The following is an 18,669-nucleotide window of genomic DNA, read 5'->3' as shown; positions in this document are numbered from 1 at the left end:
AGGCAAACATGTCGTTTAATAAAATAGGTAAATTTTTCGGCATTTCTGATGAAGATGAAGAAATGTATGATAGCGAAGACTATATTGATGATCAACAAAATGAAACCGAAAATACTGTCCCACTCGGTGCGATAGATCGAGATAAAGTTGTTTCGATTAAGTCAGGTGCAGATTCGGTTAAGAGTAAGATAGTCTTGTATGAACCGCGAGTTTATTCAGATGCTAAAGATGTTGCTCAAAACTTGTTAAATAATAAGGCTGTGATCATTAATTTTAGTCGAATGGATGATGCTTCTGCTAGAAGAATTGTTGACTTCATTACTGGGACTGTTTATGCACTAAGTGGAGAAATTCAACGAGTTGGTGATAAAATATTTTTAGCTACACCGCCAAAGTTTGTTACCAACGGCAAGATTAGCGATTTAGTTGATAAGAAAGATAATTTAAGCTGATGTGGCAGGTATTCTTTTATATTTTAAATGCACTAAAATGGCTTATTTGGCTGTATAGTCTTATTATGGTTTTTGATGCAATTATGAGCTGGATACCGTTTCTAAGAGATTCTGCTGTGGGTAGATTGTTTGATAAATTGATCGATCCATATTTAAGAATCTTTCGCAAAGGACCAATTCAACGTTTTTCTTATTCAACTGGGTTAGATTTATCCTTTCTAATTGGCTTATTGTTGTTATATTTTGTACAAGATTATGCAATTAATTGGCTGGTAAATATCTTGTTTAGGTTGTTTTCATGATTGAGAAAAGACAAGCAAGTAGTTTTTATGCATATTTTGAGCCTGAAGAAAAATCGACTATCGATCAAATGGTCGGTTTTTTTAATAGGGTAGTCTATCGTCACCAGCCTATCCTGACTGATTTTTTAGATCCTGGTCAAAGAAATATCCTGAAAACTGTTGTTGGTAAGGATTTAGTTGTGCAAGAATTTGGTGGTTATCAAAATGCTGAAAAAAAGCGTGTTTGGATTAGTTTAGATTGGCAAGAACTAGCCTTAGAGGATTTTTTGGTTACTCCTTGTGAAGTTAATTATCCAAGTAAGTTTGCCAAGTTAAATCATAGTGCAATTTTAGGTAGTTTGGCTAATTCAGGAGTTGAAGTAGATACTTTTGGTGATATCATTACTGATGGCAATGGTAGGTGGCAGTTTTTTGTAAAAACTACGTTACTAAATTTCTTTACTGAACAGATTACACGTATTGGCCGCAATCAAGTTAGAATTCTCCCAATTGATCAAAAAGATGTTTTAATACCAGAAGATGATAGTCGCGAGGCTACAATTATTGTAGCATCATTGAGATTAGATGCAGTTTTAGCTGGACTCAGTAATCAAAGTCGTGGCCAAGTAAAAGCTGCAATTACGCAGAGAAATGTTAAATTAAATTGGCATGTAGTTCAAGATTCTAATATAATAGTAAAAGTAGCGGATATTTTCAGTTTAAGACACTTTGGTAGAAGTGAAATTGTCAATATTGTTACAACCAAAAAAGGAAAATATAGGGTGGTGCTGAAACTGTGGCAAACGAAGAAAAACAAGTAAAAATAACGCCAATGGATATTCATAATCAAGACTTTAAAAAGCGGGGGCTTAATGGCTATGATCGCCGTGAAGTTGATAGTTTTTTGGATCAAGTGGTTGAAGATTATGGTAATGCTTTGGACCAAATGGTTGATTTAAAAAATGAAGTTGTCAATTTACAACAACAAGTCAAAGATGCACGCCAGCAAGCCGAGCAAGCAAAGGCCGAGGCGGATACAGCTAAACAAAATGAACAAGCTGCTAAACAGACAATTGTTGGAGCACAAAAACGAGCACAGGAAATTATTAATGAGGCCACTGAACAGGCGAAAGTTGATGCTAATTATCAGCGTCAACAAGAAGCAACGATCAGGGCTGATTATGAACGTTTAAAAAAGGAAGTATCCGGTTATCGTAGTCATATTCAAGATTTACTGCAGATTGCAATTGATAATTTAAATGATGAAAAATGGCAAAAGGCTTTAGATAAATACTTTGATACTGAGCGTTTTTATCCACCAGATGGTTCTGAACCAATCACTTTAGCAGATGACGATGATGAAGAAGACCTTGACAATGAAGATGAAGATGAAGTAGACTTTGGTGAGGAGGATATTGATGAAGCTGATGATCTTGATGACTTAGATGAGCCTCAGCCATTGGCTGGAGATAGTCTAAATCATGAGACAATTAGTCAGTCAGAAATCACCCCTACAAACAATGGCTCTGAGCCAACAATTGTTTTTCCAGATGATTATAAAGATCATAAATAATAAACTAACAGTAAAACTTGCAGGCAATTCAGCGAATTAGCGAAGGTGGGAGGCTAATATAAGAGCCTAATGGTTGATCAGCTGTTTAGGATAGGTTTATTACGTCTTTTGCACGATACGCAAGATTTAAGTGGAGTGTAGCAACTCAATTTAGGTGGTACCACGGATAATGAACCTCGCCCTAATTTAGGACGAGGTTTTTTGTATAGAAAGGAATTTTATTATGAAAGTAAAAGATACGCTCAACTTGGGCAAAACAAAATTTAAAATGAGAGGTAATCTACCTGTTCGCGAAGTACAATGGCAAAAAGAATGGGAAGAAAATAACTTATATGAACAAAGATTAAAACTAAATGAGGGTAAGCCACGTTTTGATCTGCATGACGGTCCTCCATTTGCTAATGGTAATATTCATATGGGGCATGCAATGAACAAAATTTCTAAGGATATTATTGTTCGCTTCAAAAATATGAACGGCTATTATGCACCATATGTACCAGGTTGGGATACTCATGGTCTACCAATTGAGCAACAGCTTGCCAAGCAAGGTGTTAATCGTAAGACGATGAGTCGTGCTGAATATCGTAAACTTTGTGAAGAATATGCCAGAAAAGAAATTGAAAAGCAAAAGGCTGATTTCAAGCGTTTAGGAGTAATGGGCGACTGGGATCATCCGTATATTACTTTGCAACCAGAATATGAAGCAGAAGAAATTCGTGTTTTTGGTAAAATGTATGAAAAAGGCTATATTTACAAGGGGAAACGACCAGTTTATTGGTCACCATCAAGCGAATCAACATTAGCAGAAGCAGAGGTAGAATATCATGATATTAAATCACCTTCAATTTATGTTGCATTTCCAGTTAAAGATGGTAAAGGTCTGTTAGATGCAAAAGATACTTACTTTTTAATTTGGACTACAACTCCGTGGACTATTCCATCAAATCAAGGAATTACTGTTAATCCAAAGTTTGATTACTCGGTAGTTAAAGTTGGCGATAAGCGTTATGTAGTTGGTACAGACGCTTTGGAATCTGTGGCAAAGGACTTGGATTGGACAGACTACCAAGTTGTGCAGCATCTCAAAGGTACGCAAATGGATCGAATGGTAGCAAAGCACCCGTTATATGATCAAGATTCGTTGCTAATGAATGCTTTGCACGTTACCGCAGATGACGGTACTGGATTAGTTCATACTGCGTCTGGATTTGGTGAGGATGACTGTAATGTTGCTCAAAAGTACGGTCTTCCTGTCTTTAGTCCAATGGATGATAAGGGTTGCTTCACTGAAGAAATTCCTGATCCAGACCTAGTTGGCATGTTTTACAATGATGCTAATAAAGTGGTTAGTGAAAAATTAAAAAAATCTGGTAATTTACTAAAATTGAGTTTCTTTACGCACTCTTATCCACATGATTGGCGGACTAAAAAACCAGTTATTTATCGTGCTACTACTCAATGGTTTGCCTCTATTGATAAGTGTCGTGATCAAATCTTGGATCAAATTGATCAAGTTGATTTTGTGCCTTCTTGGGGTAAATTACGCTTACATAATATGATTAAAGATCGCGGGGACTGGGTCATTTCTCGTCAGCGAGTTTGGGGTGTTCCACTACCAATTTTTTATGCTGAAGATGGCACTGCAATTGTTACTCCAGAGACCATTGAGCATGTTGCGGAACTTTTTGCTAAAGAGGGATCTAATGCATGGTATACTCATCCAGTTGAAGAATTATTACCGGCTGATTTTACTTCTGAACATTCGCCAAATGGTAAGTTTACCAAGGAAAATGATATTTTAGATGTCTGGTTTGATTCTGGGTCTTCTCACAAGTCCGTTATGGATCATCGCCCTGGTTTGCATTATCCAGCCGATCTTTATCTTGAAGGTAGTGACCAATATCGTGGTTGGTTTAACTCTAGCCTGATTACCTCAGTTGCTACTACTGGCAAAGCACCTTACAAAGGAATTTTATCGCAAGGATTTGTGCTAGATAACAAAGGACATAAGATGTCGAAATCGCTAGGCAACATAATTGCTCCTAATGATGTAATTAAGAAAATGGGTGCGGAAATTATTCGCTTGTGGGTAGCTTCAGTTGATGCCACTTCTGATGTCGCTGTTTCAAATGAGATTCTGCAACAAACATCTGAAAGTTACCGTAAGATTAGAAATACTTTCCGCTATATGCTGGCTAATACGACTGATTTTGATCCAAATAAGAATCGAGTTGCATATGAAAAACTCACTCCTGTTGATCAATATCTAGAAGTTCGGTTAAATGACTTGGTTGAGAGTTGTTTAGCTGATTATGAGAAATACGACTTTAATGCTGTTTATAAGAAGGTCTTTGCCTTTATTGCTAATGACTTATCAGCCTTTTATTTGGACTTTGCTAAAGATGTTTTGTACATTGAGAGTAAAGATGGTCAGGCTAGACGCTCAATGCAGACAGTTATCTATGATGCAACAGTTAAAATCGCGAAAATTCTGACGCCAATTTTGCCACATACTATGGAAGAAATTTGGTCATTCTTGAAAGAAAAAGAAGATTATATTCAACTATCCGATATGCCAGAGGTTGAGCAATACGCTAATCATGATGAGGTTTTGGCTAATTGGAAGCAGTTTATGAACCTGCGTGATGATGTTCTTAAAGCCTTGGAGCTGGCTCGTGATCAAAAATTAATCGGTAAATCATTTGAAGCAGCTGTAACTATTTATCCTACTAAAGAAACTAGGGCAGTTCTTGATACTTTAGATGCTAACTTTAGACAAATTCTGATTGTTTCAAAATTAACGATTGCTGATGGTGATGCACCAGCTGATGCAGAAAAACTACCAAACGCAGCTATTAAGGTTGAAAAAGCAACTGGTGAGGTTTGTCCACGTTGTCGGATGGTTAGATCTGATATTGGGGTTGATCAAAGTTTGCCAATGCTTTGTGGACGGTGTGCTACAATTGTTAAAGAAGATTATCCTGAAGTAGTTCAAGAAGGATTAGAAGATTAATGCGACTAGGTACAGTAAAGCAATTTGACCAAGGCAGTAGTTTTGGATTTATTGAAGATCAAGAAAATCATAAGGCCTATTTTGTCTTTTATACTGCGATTAAAGAGGCCGGCTATCGGCGTTTGCAAGTTGGCCAAAAAGTAAAATACCAACTTGCCCAAGGCAAAAACGGTTTACAATGTGTCAATGTTTATTTGGCTGAGTCACAGGAAAGTGAATAATGGACTTAAAAGAAACAGAAATTTCTGCAAAACAAATCTTTAAGGGGCGAATTGTTGATCTTTCAGTTAGGACAGTTAATTTGCCAAATGGTGTCACTACTACAAGAGAAGTGGTTGAACATCAACCAGCCGCTGCTGTTCTTGCTGTTAATGACCAGCAGAAAATGCTATTAGTTGAGCAGTGGCGTGAACCGATTAAGCAATTGACTTTAGAAATTCCTGCTGGTTTAGTTGACGCTACGGATGCTAGTCCACTAGATGCGATGAAGCGTGAATTAAACGAGGAAGGCGGCTACCGGGCAGATTATTGGGAAAAAATCACTGAATTTTATTCTTCTCCTGGCTTTTCTAGTGAGCAGCTGCATTTGTTTTATTGTGATACTTTAACTAAATTAGCTGAGAAACGTCCGTTGGATGACGACGAGTTTTTAACTAGTCATTGGTATGATTTGGCGCAGCTAAAGCAGCTGTTTGCGCAAGGGAAAATCGTTGATCTAAAAACATTGTATGCGATGAGTCTCTGGGAAAATATGCTGTTGACCGGTACAGATGTAAAGGGAAAAAATGACTGAGAAACGTTCAGATTACCGTAAAAAAGTTAAGCAGCAAAAAAGTAAAAAAGTTTTGCATAAAATTAAGTCAGCTTTTAATGATGAAGCAGAGCTTGATGTAAATGCCGATTTTAAACGTGATCCAGTAACAGACCAGACCACTCAGCAAAAGCGAACTAGCCAAGAAAAGCAAACGCCGCCAGCAACTACCTCCAAAAAAGAAGGCGTAGCTGATAAAGGTTTGCGACTCAAGCGAAGATTGAATCAAGCTATTTTGATTGTCTTGGTTTTAATTGTTTTGGTACTATTAGCATTGTTTCATTTATAAAATAATTTGAGGATAAAGATGAAAATAGCGATTATTGTTCCAATGGAAATTGAAGCAACATATTATCAGAAATATTTTCACTCAGGTACTAAGGAAGTGTTCGGATCTTGTGTGTTCGAGCACTTTTCTGGTACTAAAAACGATATTTATATTGGTCTGAGTGGAATTGGTAAAGTCCAGGCTGCAATGAACCTAACTAGTTTATTGAGCCAAATAAAAATTGATTTGGTATTGATGACTGGAACTGCTGGTTCATTGCAGACTTTTGTTCATCGGTCAGATTTAATTCTGGCTGACTCATTCAGCTATCACGATGCACATAATACGCTTGCGGGAAATTATGTTGAGGGACAAATTCCGGGTGAGCCTGCTGAATTTAGATTGGAGTCTCCTGCAAAAACAGCTTTTGCCGACTTTTTGCAAGCAGAAAATATCAAAGTACAAACTGGCTTAATTGTGACCGGTGATTCCTTTATTGGTTCGGATGAACAAAAGGCGATAATTAAAACCAATTTTCCTGATGCTTTAGGAGTAGAGATGGAAGGGGCTGCTTTTGCACAAGTTGTTGACCATTTTAGAACGCCGTTAATTGCTTTGCGGGCGATTTCTGATAATGGTGATCAAGAAGCTGACGGTGACTTTGATCATTTTGCCCAAGAAGTGGGTGCCAAGGCAGCAAAATTAATTTGTAAATATTTAAAGAAGATGATGAAAAATGACGCAAGTTTATTTGGATAATGCGGCAACTACACCAATGTCGCCCATAGTAATTGACACAATTACTGAGCAAATGAAGCAAAATTTTGGCAATGCATCTAGTACTTATGAATTAGGCCGCGTTGCTCGTAAAGTCATTGAGCAAGCTCGCAGCCAAATTAGTCAGGCAATCAATGCCCAAGCTAACGAGATTATTTTTACTTCGGGAGGGTCAGAAAGCAATAATACGGCAATTTTTGGAATCGCCCGTATGCAAAGGGAAGTTGGCCACAGAATCATTACTACGAAAGTTGAACATCCGTCTGTGTTAGAACCGCTGCGTCAATTAGAAAAAAACGGTTTTGATGTAGTTTATCTGGATGTTGATGCAACTGGGCATATTTCGCTTGCTGATTTAAAAGCTGCCTTAACTCCAGAAACGATTCTGGTATCAATTATGGCCGTTAATAACGAAGTTGGCAGTATCAACCCGTTACAAGAGATTGGCGAAATTGTCGCTGATAGTAATGCCTATTTTCACGTTGATGCGGTGCAAGGATTAGGTAATATTGATCTAGATGTACAGAAAATGCAGATTGATTTATTATCCACTTCGGCTCATAAAATTAATGGCCCCAAATTTCTTGGTTTTTTATATAAAAATGCTCGCATTAACTTACCATCACTAATATATGGTGGTGAGCAAGAGACTAAGCGGCGTGCAGGTACGGAAAATGTTCCTGGAATTGCTGGTTTTGGCGAGGCAGTAAATGAGCTTAGCAAGATTAATAAGCAGGAATTGCAGGCTAAATATAGCGAGTTTCAGGAGATTATCTTGCATGAATTAGATGAAGCTAGAATTAGCTATCAAGTCAATGGTGGACGCGGCAAGAATGTTTCGCACCATGTTCTAAACTTACGAATTAATGGTGTTTCCACCACAATTTTACAAGCTAATCTTGATTTAGCTGGTTATGCCGTTTCGGGCGGATCAGCTTGTACAGCGGGTTCACTTGAACCGTCACATGTATTAGTGGCCTGTTTTGGTCAAAAGTCGGCAAGAATTGATGAATCAATTAGAATTTCGTTTGGTCGCTATAATACGGTTGCAGAAATCCGAGCATTTGCTTTGGAATTAGTGAAAATTGCTCAAAAAACGCAATGGAAAAATAAATAGTTGCATTCTTAAGTAAGTTAACTTATTATTAGTAAGTGAGGTAAATTATGGCAAATACAGTGATATTGAATGGTGATACACGTAAGTTCACCTTAAGTCCAGACTTAAAGCTCTATGCATTGCTTGATGCGGGTTTTGTAAAAACTGCTAAGGGAAATTATAATTATGAACATCCACTTTATAATGACTCACCTTATGATGCGCCTACTAAACTTAAGATGACGATTAATCAAGCAATGACCCACTTTACCATGGTGGTTACTGATCGTAATGGCTTAAAGAAAGTGAATATTTTTAAGAATCAACAATTAGCACAAACTGTGGATCTTTTAAATTATATTTTAAAAGACTTAATAGAGCGTAACATTATTATGGCAGTAAAGGATTGATGATAATTGGCAAAGAAGACTAGAGTTGTTGTTGGAATGAGTGGCGGCGTTGATTCTTCCGTATCTGCGCTGTTACTTAAGCAGCAAGGTTATGATGTAATTGGTGTCTTTATGAAGAACTGGGATGATACCGACGATGCTGGTGTTTGTACAGCAACTGAAGACTATGATGATGTCAAAAAAGTTGCCGATCAAATTGGCATTCCCTATTATTCAATTAATTTTGAAAAGGAATATTGGCATCGGGTTTTCGAATATTTCTTAAGTGAATATAAAAAAGGTCGAACTCCCAATCCTGATGTTATGTGTAATAGCCAAATTAAATTTAAGTCGTTTTTAGAGTTTGCACTTAATTTAGACGCAGATTATATTGCCATGGGTCATTACGCCAAAACAGTAACTGATCAAAATGGTCTTACTCATATGATGCGTCCTAAGGATGGCAATAAGGATCAAACTTATTTTTTGAGTCAACTAAGTCAAGAGCAGATTAATAAGGTAATTTTCCCGTTAGCAGATTTAACTAAGCCGCAAGTACGTGAAATTGCGATTAAGGCAGGTTTAGCTACGGCTAAGAAGAAGGATTCAACCGGGATTTGTTTTATCGGTGAGCGTAATTTTAGAAAGTTTTTAACAGAGTTTTTGCCCGCTAAATCAGGTAAAATGGTTACTCCAACCGGAAAAGTGGTTGGTGAACATGCCGGACTAATGTATTATACAATTGGTCAGCGTTCAGGATTAGGTTTAGGCTCAACTAAAGAATCAACTGATCCCTGGTTTGTTGTCGGTAAAGATTTAACCAAAAACGAGTTAATTGTTGAACAGGGTTATGATAGTGAATTGTTATATGCAACTAAGCTTGAAGCTAGTGAAATGTCATTTTTTGCTGGGCAACCTGATCATGATTTTAAAATTCATTGTAGTGCTAAGTTCCGTTATCGCCAACCAGATGTGGCAGTGACTGCTGAGTACCATGCTCAAAGTAACAGCGTAACCGTCTACTTTGATGAGCCAGCACGTGCAGTAACGCCCGGCCAGGCTTTAGTATTATATCGCGGTGAAGAGTGTCTTGGTGGTGGCAATATTGATGCTGCGTATCAAGATGAACAGCAATTACAGTTAGTTTAAATGATGATAGAGAAAAGATAAATTGTTGTCTTTTCTCTTTTTCTTTTAGCAAAATTAAATGATAAACTAGATAAGTAATCCAAAAGAAAAGGCAGGGCATAGCAATGCAGATTTATTTTGTACGGCATGGAAAAACTGAGTGGAATCTTGAGGGACGTTTTCAAGGTGGGCATGGCGATTCACCACTATTAGAGCAAAGTTTGACAGATATTAAGAAGTTAGGCCAACATTTACGTGGAGTGGAATTTGCTGGAGTTTATTCTAGTCCTCTAAAACGGGCGATTGATACTGCTAATGGAATTACGAATAGTGCAGGAATTGATCTGCCTGTGACAATTGATGAACGACTGCGTGAATTTGATTTGGGGCAGATGGAGGGACTTAACTTTGCTCAGGCTAAGCAGCGCTTTCCTAAGCAAGTTGACGATTTATGGAATCATCCAGAATGTTATGATGGTAAAGCAATTGACGGCGAAGATTATCCTGAAGTAATTAACCGTGGTAAGAGTTTTGCTCATGATGTCGCACAAAAATTTCCAACTGCAACTGACAAAGTACTTGCTATTAGTCATGGCGCCGCTTTATCTGGTATGATGGGTGGCTTGCTGGGCTTTTCTTTAAAAAATGTCAGGCAAAATGGTAGTTTAAGTAATACTAGTCTGACTATTTTGGAAACAAAAGATCAAGGTAAAAATTTTCAGACCATAGTTTGGAATGAAACAGATTTTTTAGAAAGAAAATTAGCAGAAACGGATTCATTATAATGACTAAAAAAGAAGCAAAAACTGAGGCTGAAAAGCAAAAAATTAACCAAAAAGTTCATCAACTAATTACTAAAATTGATGTTAACCCGCAAAAAACGGAAAATTATTTGGAATTAGCAACTTATTTACTCGAACAGGGCAGCTTTGTTCAAGCTACTCAATTGTTGGAGCAAGCAAAGTCACTAGTTAAAGAGCCGCAAGATTTAGATTATGATTTAGCTGTGTGTTATTATATGCAAGGTGAATTTGATAAAGCATTAGGCTTACTTGACCAAATTCCTAATGATGATTTGGTTTTATACCAAAAGGCGCTAGTTTATTTGAAACTAGGGCAGCCGCAAAAAGCACTCGCTTATGCCTTAACTATTAAGCAAATTGATGAACGAGTAAATGAATTACTGGGTGATATCTGGTTGAATTTAGGTGAAATGCAGCAAGCTGAAGCTAGTTATTGCCAGATTTCAGATAATAAGCGTAGTGCTAAGGTTAATTTCTTACTAGGAATTACGGTTTTAGCTACCGATAAGGAACAGGCGAAGCAATATCTGGCTAAATCACGTGAATTAGATTCCAAATATTATGAGCAAGCGCTTGAGCAATATGCAGCAATTTTGAGTAACATTGATAATCAGGACAAACAAGATGACTGAATTTACTGGTAAACTAACAGGAATTGTATTTGAAGCTGACCAAGATTTATATAAGATTCTTAATATTTTAATTGTTGGTAAATTAGCTGGATATGATGAAGACGAAATCAAGGTTACTGGTAATTTTGGTGAGGTTCAGCTAGGTGCGACTTATCATTTTACAGGTAAGTTAATCGTGCATAATAAGTTTGGCTTGCAGTTTCGTTGTGAAAGCTATGAGCAAGCTCTTCCTAATGAAGAGGGGAGTTTAACTAAATATTTAAGTTCTGATCAGTTTCCTGGTATTGGTAAAAAAGCTGCCAATACGATTATTGCTGAATTGGGTGTTGATGCATTAAAGGTTCTAAAGGAGCAGCCCGCTAAGATTGCGACGCTATCTTTAACTCAAAAGCAAAAGGATAGTTTGCTAACTGGTGTCAATGCAATGGATTCTTATTCAGAAATTGTCTTAAAATTAGCGCAATTTGGTCTGAATAAAAAAGTTGCTGGGCAACTATATCAAGTTTATCATGGTGAGACCCTTACAAAATTGCAAGCGGATCCTTATGGGCCAATTGTTGAAGTAACTGGGTACGGGTTTAAAAATGCTGACCGAATGGGGCAGGAGCTCGGTTTTAAACCCGATGATGAACACCGGATTAAGGGTGCAGTTTATCAGGTGTTACTTGATGAAGTTAGCAAAGCTGGGAATACTTATATTAAATTAGCTCAGTTACTGACAGACACTAGCAAGCTATTGCATATCACAGAATATGATTCTATTGCTACTTGTGTGAATCAGCTTCAGCAGACCGGTAAGATAGTAGTTACTGGTGAAAATGCGGCCTTGCAAAGTATTTTTGAAACGGAGAATGACATTGCACTAACGATGAAGCAGGTTACTGATCACCAGCAAAAGACCACTCCATATAGTGAAGTGGCTTTAAACAAAGCAATAACTCAAGCGGAAAAACAATTGCACATAAAATATGATGAAACCCAAAAGGTTGCCATTAAAAATGCAGTTAATGAGCCATTATCTATCTTAACTGGTGGTCCTGGTACTGGAAAAACCACTATTGTCAATGGCATTTTGCTCTGTTTACGCGATTTAGCTGAAATTCCCAATTCGGCCTTATACAGCAGTGATCCACCGTTTTTATTGGCGGCTCCAACAGGTCGGGCTGCTAAAAGAATGGAGGAAATTACGGGTATCAGCGCTAAGACAATCCATCGGTTACTAGGAATGGGAATAGGGCCAAGTAATGATGTAGATTTGAACGAACTCAATGGTGAAGTTCTCATCATTGATGAAATGTCGATGGTTGATATGTTTTTGTTTAAACAGTTACTTAACAGTATCAATCAAATTAAGCATATTGTTTTTGTTGGTGATAAAGATCAGTTGCCTTCAGTTGGTGCAGGAAATGTCTTTAGTGATTTAATTAAGTCCGAAGTTTTTCCGACTACGGTTTTAACGCAAATTCACCGACAGGGTGATGATTCTAGTATTATTACCTTAGCACATGAAATTAATGCAGGTCAGAACCAAGAAGCTTTATTCAAGAAAACTCAAAATTATTCCTTTATCTCTTGTCCACCACATGAAATTGGTCATGTAGTTAGCCAAGTTGTTGAACGAGCTCTAGCTAAAGGATTTGCAAAAGATGATATCCAGGTTCTAGGAGCAATGTATCATGGCGAAGGTGGCGTAACTAATTTAAATAATATTATCCAAGAAATTATGAATCCGCCCAAACCCAATAGTAAACATATAGAGGTGCACGATGAGCAATTTCGGATTGGTGATCGCGTTTTGCAATTACAAAATAATCCTGAAAAGGATATCTATAACGGCCAAATTGGTAAGGTGATAGCACTTGATGAAAAAAGTTCTAAGAAGTGTCTAATTGCTGATTTTGATGGACGAGAAATTACTTTTAGTAAAAAAGACTTGTTTGACTTAACCCGAGCTTACGCAATTACAATTCATAAGGCACAGGGCTCAGAATTTCCATTAGTTATCTTAAACTTGACTATGCAAAACTATATCATGCTTAAGCGCAATTTATTATATACCGCGGTAACTAGAGCTGAAAAAAATTTGGTTTTAATTGGTGATCAACGTGCTTATACAATGGCTCTGAATACTTCAGGCAACGATCGGAAAACTGGCTTAACTGAAAAATTGCAAAAGCAATTTGCAAAAGCGAATCAGCAAACTGTGACTGGGGATTTAGTAGCTGATGAACAGGAAACTAGTTCAGATAAGGTAGCAGAAACGATTTTAACACCGCAATTGATTTATTCTGGTCAAATTGATCCTATGATTGGGATGCAGGGAATTAGGCTGGCAACACGGGATAGAGGAAATTATGAACAATAAAGCAATACTTAATAGTGAGTCTGTACAAAAATCAATTAGTGATTGGGTAATTGATAATACCAAGGTTGCGCAAGTTAGTGAAGATACACTGGAAGTGGCAACTACTGAAATTGATGCCTATGGTGATACAATTTATTGTTTCATTAAAATGCTTGATAATGCTTATCAGGTAAGTGATGATGGACGTCTACTTTTTAAGCTTGATCCAGGAGCTAGTGATGAAGAATTAATCCAAACTGCTACGGAACTAGTACTTGGTAGTGGCTTTGACTTTGATGAATTAACAAATGAGATTTCAATAACAATACCTAAGTCTGAACTTGCAAGTTCAATTATGAAGTTAGCACAGTTGCAAGTGGCAATTTCATATTTAGGGTAAACCAAAGCAGTAGTTACTACTGTTTTTTTATTGCTTAGATAAACTAAAAGTGCTTTAATTAAATTATATTTTTAATAAAAAATAATTAATATTTAGGAGGATTAACTTAATGACAATTATCTTTGATAAGGTTAGCAAAACCTATGGCAAAAAGTTGATCTTGCACGACATAAACTTAGCTTTATCTCAAAAGTCTTCTGTAATTGGTCTAGTTGGTCCTAATGGTGCTGGTAAGTCAACGATGCTGCGCTTATTAAGTGGAGTATTGGCAGCAACTAGTGGTAGGATTAGTATTGATCAAACAGGACAAAGTTATGCTAATTGGGCTAGTAAACAAACCACCTTTGTTGTTTCGGGTGAACGCGGACTGCGCAATAAATTGACTATTTTGGAAAATGAATTATATTTTGCTTCATTAAAAGGTCAAAATTTGAATAAAACTCGGGAAAAATTGATTCAGTTAGCCGAAGTTTTTAACTTTAATAATAATTTATCTACTACCTTTGAAAAGTTATCAACTGGACAAAAGAAAAAAGCAGCTATTTTGGTGGCAGCCGCACTGCAGACGGAGCTAATACTGTTAGATGAGCCTTCAAATGGTCTAGATATTTCTGCTCAAGCAGAATTAGTTACTCTTATTAAGCAACTCAGGACTAAGACTAAAAAGCTGCAAGTGATCTCTTCTCATGATACACATATGTTAGCAGCAGTGGCTGATTATTATATATTTTTGCAAAATGGAACTATTGCACAAACAATTACGCATCCGTTAGCTGAGTCGCAATTAATTGCCATGTATCATGAATTGTATGATTAATGAGGGAGATAAACTTTGCGAAGAATTAAAAAAGTCTGGCAACTATTTTGGGTACAACTTTATTTAGAACTAAAAAGCAATTTACGATATTTACCAGCAACCCTTAGTCAATTTTTAATTTATGCTGGTGCGCTGGTTGCTATTATGTTGTTTTCTGATACTAGCGAAATGGGTAAGCTATATCATACTAATAATGGGGTTTTTATTATTTTAATCGGCTATCTCTTTTGGAGTTTGGGAATTTCACAGCTTGGGAGCTGTGCTATGGCAATTGAAAGTAATGAAAAGGCTGGTATCTTAGAAAGCGAGGTACAAGCAGTTTTCCCATTATGGTTATTATATTTGATTCAAGCTTTGGCAGATAGTGCTATTACTTGGCTTTACTTGATAGTGCTTAGTATAGGAACTTGTCTGGTTACGTCATATTCTCTAGGGGAAATGATCTGGCTTTTAATTTTGACCTTTATTTTGTCGTTAATTTCAAATGTTGGTATGTTTGGTTTGGGTTTAATCTTTGCTGCTGGATCACTGCGCTTCAAGCAGCTTGGACAATGGTCAACTATTTTTCAAGCTATTTTATTAATGGTTTCAAATGTCTATCTTCCTGTTTATAGCGTTTGGCAAGAATTGGTACCGTATGTCGGAGGAATAGAATTAGTCCGAAAGTTATTTTTGGGACAAAGAATTTTCACGATGCAGATAGTTAACTATTTACTCGTCAACCTAGTCTGGTTAATAATAGGTATTTTTATTTTTAATTACTTCTTTAAAAAAGAACGAAAGAATGGCTCGTTTGAAGCTTTTTAGGACAAACAAAGACTGCTTTTCACTAACTGCGAAAAGCGGTTTTGTTCATTTTAATAAGTTAAAGTGATTAACTGTTAGCTCAAGTTCAAAGGCTCTTGGATGAATTTCTTCACCATCAACTTGACCAAATTCAGGTTGATAAGTTTTAATAGTAATTTTTTTTGCTTCAAGATAATGAAATTGCGGATCTTTAATATGCGAACCATCTTTGAGTAGGTTAATAAACAGTTTGATTAACTTAGGGATACTGCGTTTTTCTACAATGACAGTAGCGATCTGATGGTTAGTAACAGATGCACTAGGAAGTAGTGGAATACCGCCGCCTAAGTATGGATGATTAGTTGTAGTTACTAAAAAAGCATCATTAAAATGTAGTTTGTGCGACTTACTTTGAACATCTACCTGAAATGTATCCTGCTTACTAACCGCTTTCAAGATATAGGATATATAGCTTAATTTTCCTTGCTTAAGCGTGTTAAGTAACTTTTTTAAATTGGAATGGTTGCTATAATGATTAACATAAGCATCAAACCCAATACCTAAATTATTGGCAAAATAATAAGTCTGCTGTGAACGATTAATTATTTTAAAAGCGCCGCAATCCATTAAGGTGGGAGTAGGCCGCTTTTTTAATTGCTTGAGTAAAGTTTTCGGCTGATTAGTTAGGTTTGCAGCTCGACCAAAATCGTTACCAGTACCAGCTGGTAAATAAGCAAAAGGTAAATTGGGTTGGCTTGATCGCTTAATGCCGTTTAAGACTTCATTAAGTGAGCCATCGCCGCCAATAACTATCAGATATTCATTATCAGAATGGGTTAGGTTGCCATACGCTTCAGCTAATGTAATTAACTCGCCAGCATAGTTGCTTTTTTCAAAGCTAAATGCAATATCTTGATCAATTAAGAGTAAAACGGTTTGATCGAATATTTTTTTAGCATGGCCATTGCCAGCTGACTCATTGACTAAGAGATGTATTTTCATATTTTTGATCTATCTTTACTAAAAATAAAAAGCCCACTTGGGCTTTTTATTTATTTCTTTTCAACAATCATTGGTAAAATCATTGGTCTACGTTTGGTTCGCGAATATAAAAAGTCGGAGAGATTTTCTACGATCGCCTTGCGAATAACACTATCTTTAGGATGATCGGTTTTATCCATTTCAGTTTTAATAATGTGATAGATGTGCTTTTGCGCTTGGCTAATCAAATCTGTCGATTCGCGCATATAAACAAAACCACGACTTAGGACATCAGGTCCTGCCAATACTCGTTTATGTTTGTAATCAACGGTTGCTACCGCTACTACTAAGCCATCCTCAGATAAAATCTGACGATCATGGACTACGACGTTACCAACATCAGCAGTTCCTGAAGTGTCAACGTAGACATCACCTGCAGGAATTCGTCCAGCAATCCTGGATCCGTCTGGACCGAAACACAAGACCTCACCATTATCTAAGACAAAAGTGTGATCAGCAGGAACGCCAGCCGCTTGAGCCAATTCAGTATGAACTACTTGCATCCTGTATTCTCCATGGACTGGAATCATATATTGCGGGTGAGTTAAGCGAACCATCATTTTGAGTTCTTCTTGACCACCGTGACCAGAAGTATGAATGTTATTAACACGACCGTGGACTACGTTGGCGCCACCTTCCATTAGTTTATTAATGAGGTGATTAACGCTAAGCGTATTCCCAGGAATTGGGTTAGATGAAAAGATGACTGTATCATCTGGTTGCAGACTGATCTGCCGATGAGTACCATTGGCAATTCGTGATAATGCGGCAAGTGGCTCGCCTTGAGAACCAGTACACAGAATCATGACTTGGTCAGGTGGTGTGTGGTTAATTTCGTTGGCATCAACAATTAATCCTTCGGGAACATTTAGATAACCCAGATCAATACCGTTTTGGACACCATTTTCCATGCTACGACCAAAAATAGCCACTTTTCTACCAGTATCAATCGCTGCTTGAATAGCGGTTGATACTCGGTAAAGATTAGAAGCGAAAGTCGCAAAGATAATTCGTCCATGAATTCCCGTGATAATATCATGGAGTGATTTAGCTACAAAACGTTCAGATTTAGTGAACTGACTGACTTCAGCATTTGTTGAGTCAGATAATAATGCTAAAACGCCTTCGCTACCTAGCTTAGCCATTTTCTGAAAATCTGGTGCAGGCTGATTCATTACTGGAGTTAAATCAAATTTAAAATCACCAGTAAACACTACAGCACCCAGTGGAGTATGGACGGCAATACCTAGAGTATCAGGGATAGAGTGAGTAGTTCTAAAAAATTCAACAGATAACTTTTTAAATTTTAAAACGGTATCTTCATGTTCTTCATGTAATTCGGTCGTTCTGAGTAATCCGTGTTCTTCAAGTTTACCTTTAATAAGCGATAGTGCAAATGGCGTTGCATATACCGGAATTTCAGGAATCTTTTCAAGTAAGAAGGGAATACCACCGATATGGTCTTCGTGACCGTGGCTAACGACTAGTGCCTTAATTTTCTTGCGATTCTTAACTAGGTATGAATAGTCTGAGATAACGTAATTGATGCCTAATAGATCATCTTCAGGAAACTTGATGCCGCAGTCCATAATGACAATCTCATCTTGGTACTGCACACAATACATATTTTTGCCAATTTCATGCAACCCCCCGATTGCAAAAACAGCTACTTCGTTATTTTTAATACGCACAGATAATTACTTCTTGCTTTCAAAGGACGTCAATTTAAAGTTAGCGTTCTCTTTTTCATATGTTAGTGAGTTGCCGGTCAATTCTTGAATGAGTTCAATGTTATAGGGGGTATTGTCCTCAACCAAGGTTCTTGCTGTAACTAGATTATCTGCTTCTAGATAAAGAGTCTGAGTGGCTTCTCTTCTAGGATTGACAATCTTGTCTTTTTGATACAAAACTTTGTAGATCATATTTGTATTCTCCTTATTCAGTTATTTAAACGTTCTTAATTTGAATATTAACTAAAATATCCAATAGCTAATAAAATTCTACCATATTTATAAATTCAAGTATAGAAACATGGACTAATCGTTTAATTAAAAAAGA

The 18,669-nt window shown here is 37.0% G+C and carries 21 protein-coding genes; 18 read left to right on the top strand and 3 right to left on the bottom strand.

The features are described from left to right. Nucleotides 1–8 precede the first annotated feature (8 nt). From OZX56_RS04895 to OZX56_RS04810, 18 genes are all read left to right on the top strand, one after another. The gene (locus OZX56_RS04895; RefSeq protein ID WP_277126353.1) at nucleotides 9–452 is read left to right on the top strand and encodes a cell division protein SepF; all 444 of its coding nucleotides are present in this window, start codon (nucleotides 9–11) and stop codon (nucleotides 450–452) included. Then, a complete protein-coding gene (locus OZX56_RS04890) occupies nucleotides 452–754 on the top strand; it encodes a YggT family protein (protein WP_277139100.1) in 303 nt (100 codons plus the stop codon). The genes OZX56_RS04895 and OZX56_RS04890 overlap by 1 nt, the downstream gene beginning before the upstream one ends. Then, nucleotides 754–1,554: a YlmH/Sll1252 family protein gene (locus OZX56_RS04885; RefSeq protein WP_277140354.1), complete on the top strand. Its 801-nt coding sequence runs from the start codon at nucleotides 754–756 to the stop codon at nucleotides 1,552–1,554. The genes OZX56_RS04890 and OZX56_RS04885 overlap by 1 nt, the downstream gene beginning before the upstream one ends. A gap of 11 nt (nucleotides 1,555–1,565) precedes the next feature. Next, complete coding sequence (locus tag OZX56_RS04880; protein WP_277140353.1) at nucleotides 1,566–2,306, top strand: DivIVA domain-containing protein; 741 nt, start codon at nucleotides 1,566–1,568, stop codon at nucleotides 2,304–2,306. Nucleotides 2,307–2,529: 223 nt separating this feature from the next. Then, nucleotides 2,530–5,319: an isoleucine--tRNA ligase gene (gene ileS, locus OZX56_RS04875; protein WP_277139099.1), complete on the top strand. Its 2,790-nt coding sequence runs from the start codon at nucleotides 2,530–2,532 to the stop codon at nucleotides 5,317–5,319. Beyond that, nucleotides 5,319–5,540: a cold shock domain-containing protein gene (locus OZX56_RS04870; protein ID WP_277126356.1), complete on the top strand. Its 222-nt coding sequence runs from the start codon at nucleotides 5,319–5,321 to the stop codon at nucleotides 5,538–5,540. The genes ileS and OZX56_RS04870 overlap by 1 nt, the downstream gene beginning before the upstream one ends. Next, nucleotides 5,540–6,112 (top strand): NUDIX hydrolase, encoded by a 573-nt coding sequence (locus OZX56_RS04865; protein WP_277126357.1) that lies wholly within the window; start codon nucleotides 5,540–5,542, stop codon nucleotides 6,110–6,112. Before OZX56_RS04870 ends, OZX56_RS04865 begins: the two co-directional genes overlap by 1 nt. Next, nucleotides 6,105–6,419, top strand: a complete 315-nt coding sequence (locus OZX56_RS04860) for a hypothetical protein (protein ID WP_277139098.1) — start codon at nucleotides 6,105–6,107, stop codon at nucleotides 6,417–6,419. The genes OZX56_RS04865 and OZX56_RS04860 overlap by 8 nt, the downstream gene beginning before the upstream one ends. Before the next feature lie 18 nt (nucleotides 6,420–6,437). Further along, complete coding sequence (locus tag OZX56_RS04855; RefSeq protein ID WP_277139097.1) at nucleotides 6,438–7,157, top strand: 5'-methylthioadenosine/adenosylhomocysteine nucleosidase; 720 nt, start codon at nucleotides 6,438–6,440, stop codon at nucleotides 7,155–7,157. Continuing rightward, nucleotides 7,135–8,292, top strand: a complete 1,158-nt coding sequence (locus tag OZX56_RS04850; protein WP_277139096.1) for a cysteine desulfurase family protein — start codon at nucleotides 7,135–7,137, stop codon at nucleotides 8,290–8,292. Before OZX56_RS04855 ends, OZX56_RS04850 begins: the two co-directional genes overlap by 23 nt. A 47-nt stretch (nucleotides 8,293–8,339) precedes the next feature. Then, nucleotides 8,340–8,681: a DUF1831 domain-containing protein gene (locus tag OZX56_RS04845; protein ID WP_277126361.1), complete on the top strand. Its 342-nt coding sequence runs from the start codon at nucleotides 8,340–8,342 to the stop codon at nucleotides 8,679–8,681. Between the two features lie 36 nt (nucleotides 8,682–8,717). Then, entirely contained in the window at nucleotides 8,718–9,809 is a 1,092-nt protein-coding gene (gene mnmA, locus OZX56_RS04840) for a tRNA 2-thiouridine(34) synthase MnmA (RefSeq protein WP_277140352.1), read from the top strand. Nucleotides 9,810–9,913: 104 nt separating this feature from the next. After that, nucleotides 9,914–10,573 (top strand): histidine phosphatase family protein, encoded by a 660-nt coding sequence (locus tag OZX56_RS04835; protein WP_277139095.1) that lies wholly within the window; start codon nucleotides 9,914–9,916, stop codon nucleotides 10,571–10,573. After that, nucleotides 10,573–11,223 carry a CDC27 family protein gene (locus OZX56_RS04830; RefSeq protein WP_277139094.1) on the top strand — a complete coding sequence of 217 codons (651 nt, stop codon included), beginning with the start codon at nucleotides 10,573–10,575 and terminating at the stop codon, nucleotides 11,221–11,223. Before OZX56_RS04835 ends, OZX56_RS04830 begins: the two co-directional genes overlap by 1 nt. Next, nucleotides 11,216–13,588: an ATP-dependent RecD-like DNA helicase gene (locus tag OZX56_RS04825; RefSeq protein WP_277139093.1), complete on the top strand. Its 2,373-nt coding sequence runs from the start codon at nucleotides 11,216–11,218 to the stop codon at nucleotides 13,586–13,588. Before OZX56_RS04830 ends, OZX56_RS04825 begins: the two co-directional genes overlap by 8 nt. Then, the gene (locus tag OZX56_RS04820) at nucleotides 13,578–13,967 is read left to right on the top strand and encodes a DUF1828 domain-containing protein (protein ID WP_277139092.1); all 390 of its coding nucleotides are present in this window, start codon (nucleotides 13,578–13,580) and stop codon (nucleotides 13,965–13,967) included. Before OZX56_RS04825 ends, OZX56_RS04820 begins: the two co-directional genes overlap by 11 nt. 109 nt (nucleotides 13,968–14,076) lie before the next feature. Further along, nucleotides 14,077–14,784, top strand: coding sequence for an ABC transporter ATP-binding protein (locus OZX56_RS04815; protein WP_277139091.1), 708 nt, complete (start codon nucleotides 14,077–14,079; stop codon nucleotides 14,782–14,784). Nucleotides 14,785–14,799: 15 nt separating this feature from the next. Then, a complete protein-coding gene (locus OZX56_RS04810; RefSeq protein WP_277139089.1) occupies nucleotides 14,800–15,591 on the top strand; it encodes a hypothetical protein in 792 nt (263 codons plus the stop codon). 45 nt (nucleotides 15,592–15,636) lie between these two features. Here the strand turns inward: OZX56_RS04810 and OZX56_RS04805 are convergent, their stop codons facing one another. The 3 genes from OZX56_RS04805 to OZX56_RS04795 are packed head-to-tail and all read right to left on the bottom strand — an operon-like array spanning nucleotide 15,637 to nucleotide 18,533. Further along, on the bottom strand, nucleotides 15,637–16,572 hold the full coding sequence (locus OZX56_RS04805) for a YegS/Rv2252/BmrU family lipid kinase (RefSeq protein WP_277139088.1): 936 nt from the start codon (nucleotides 16,570–16,572) through the stop codon (nucleotides 15,637–15,639). A 50-nt stretch (nucleotides 16,573–16,622) separates the two neighbouring features. Further along, a complete protein-coding gene (locus OZX56_RS04800; protein WP_277126370.1) occupies nucleotides 16,623–18,302 on the bottom strand; it encodes a ribonuclease J in 1,680 nt (559 codons plus the stop codon). Nucleotides 18,303–18,308: 6 nt separating this feature from the next. Next, nucleotides 18,309–18,533, bottom strand: a complete 225-nt coding sequence (locus tag OZX56_RS04795) for a DNA-dependent RNA polymerase subunit epsilon (protein ID WP_277126371.1) — start codon at nucleotides 18,531–18,533, stop codon at nucleotides 18,309–18,311. Nucleotides 18,534–18,669 lie beyond the last annotated feature (136 nt).

Source organism: Lactobacillus sp. ESL0684 (genome assembly GCF_029392675.1).
Taxonomy (GTDB): Bacteria; Bacillota; Bacilli; order Lactobacillales; family Lactobacillaceae; genus Lactobacillus.
The sequence above is the reverse complement of the archived record's forward strand: the minus strand, read 5'-3'. Positions and strand labels throughout refer to the sequence as shown.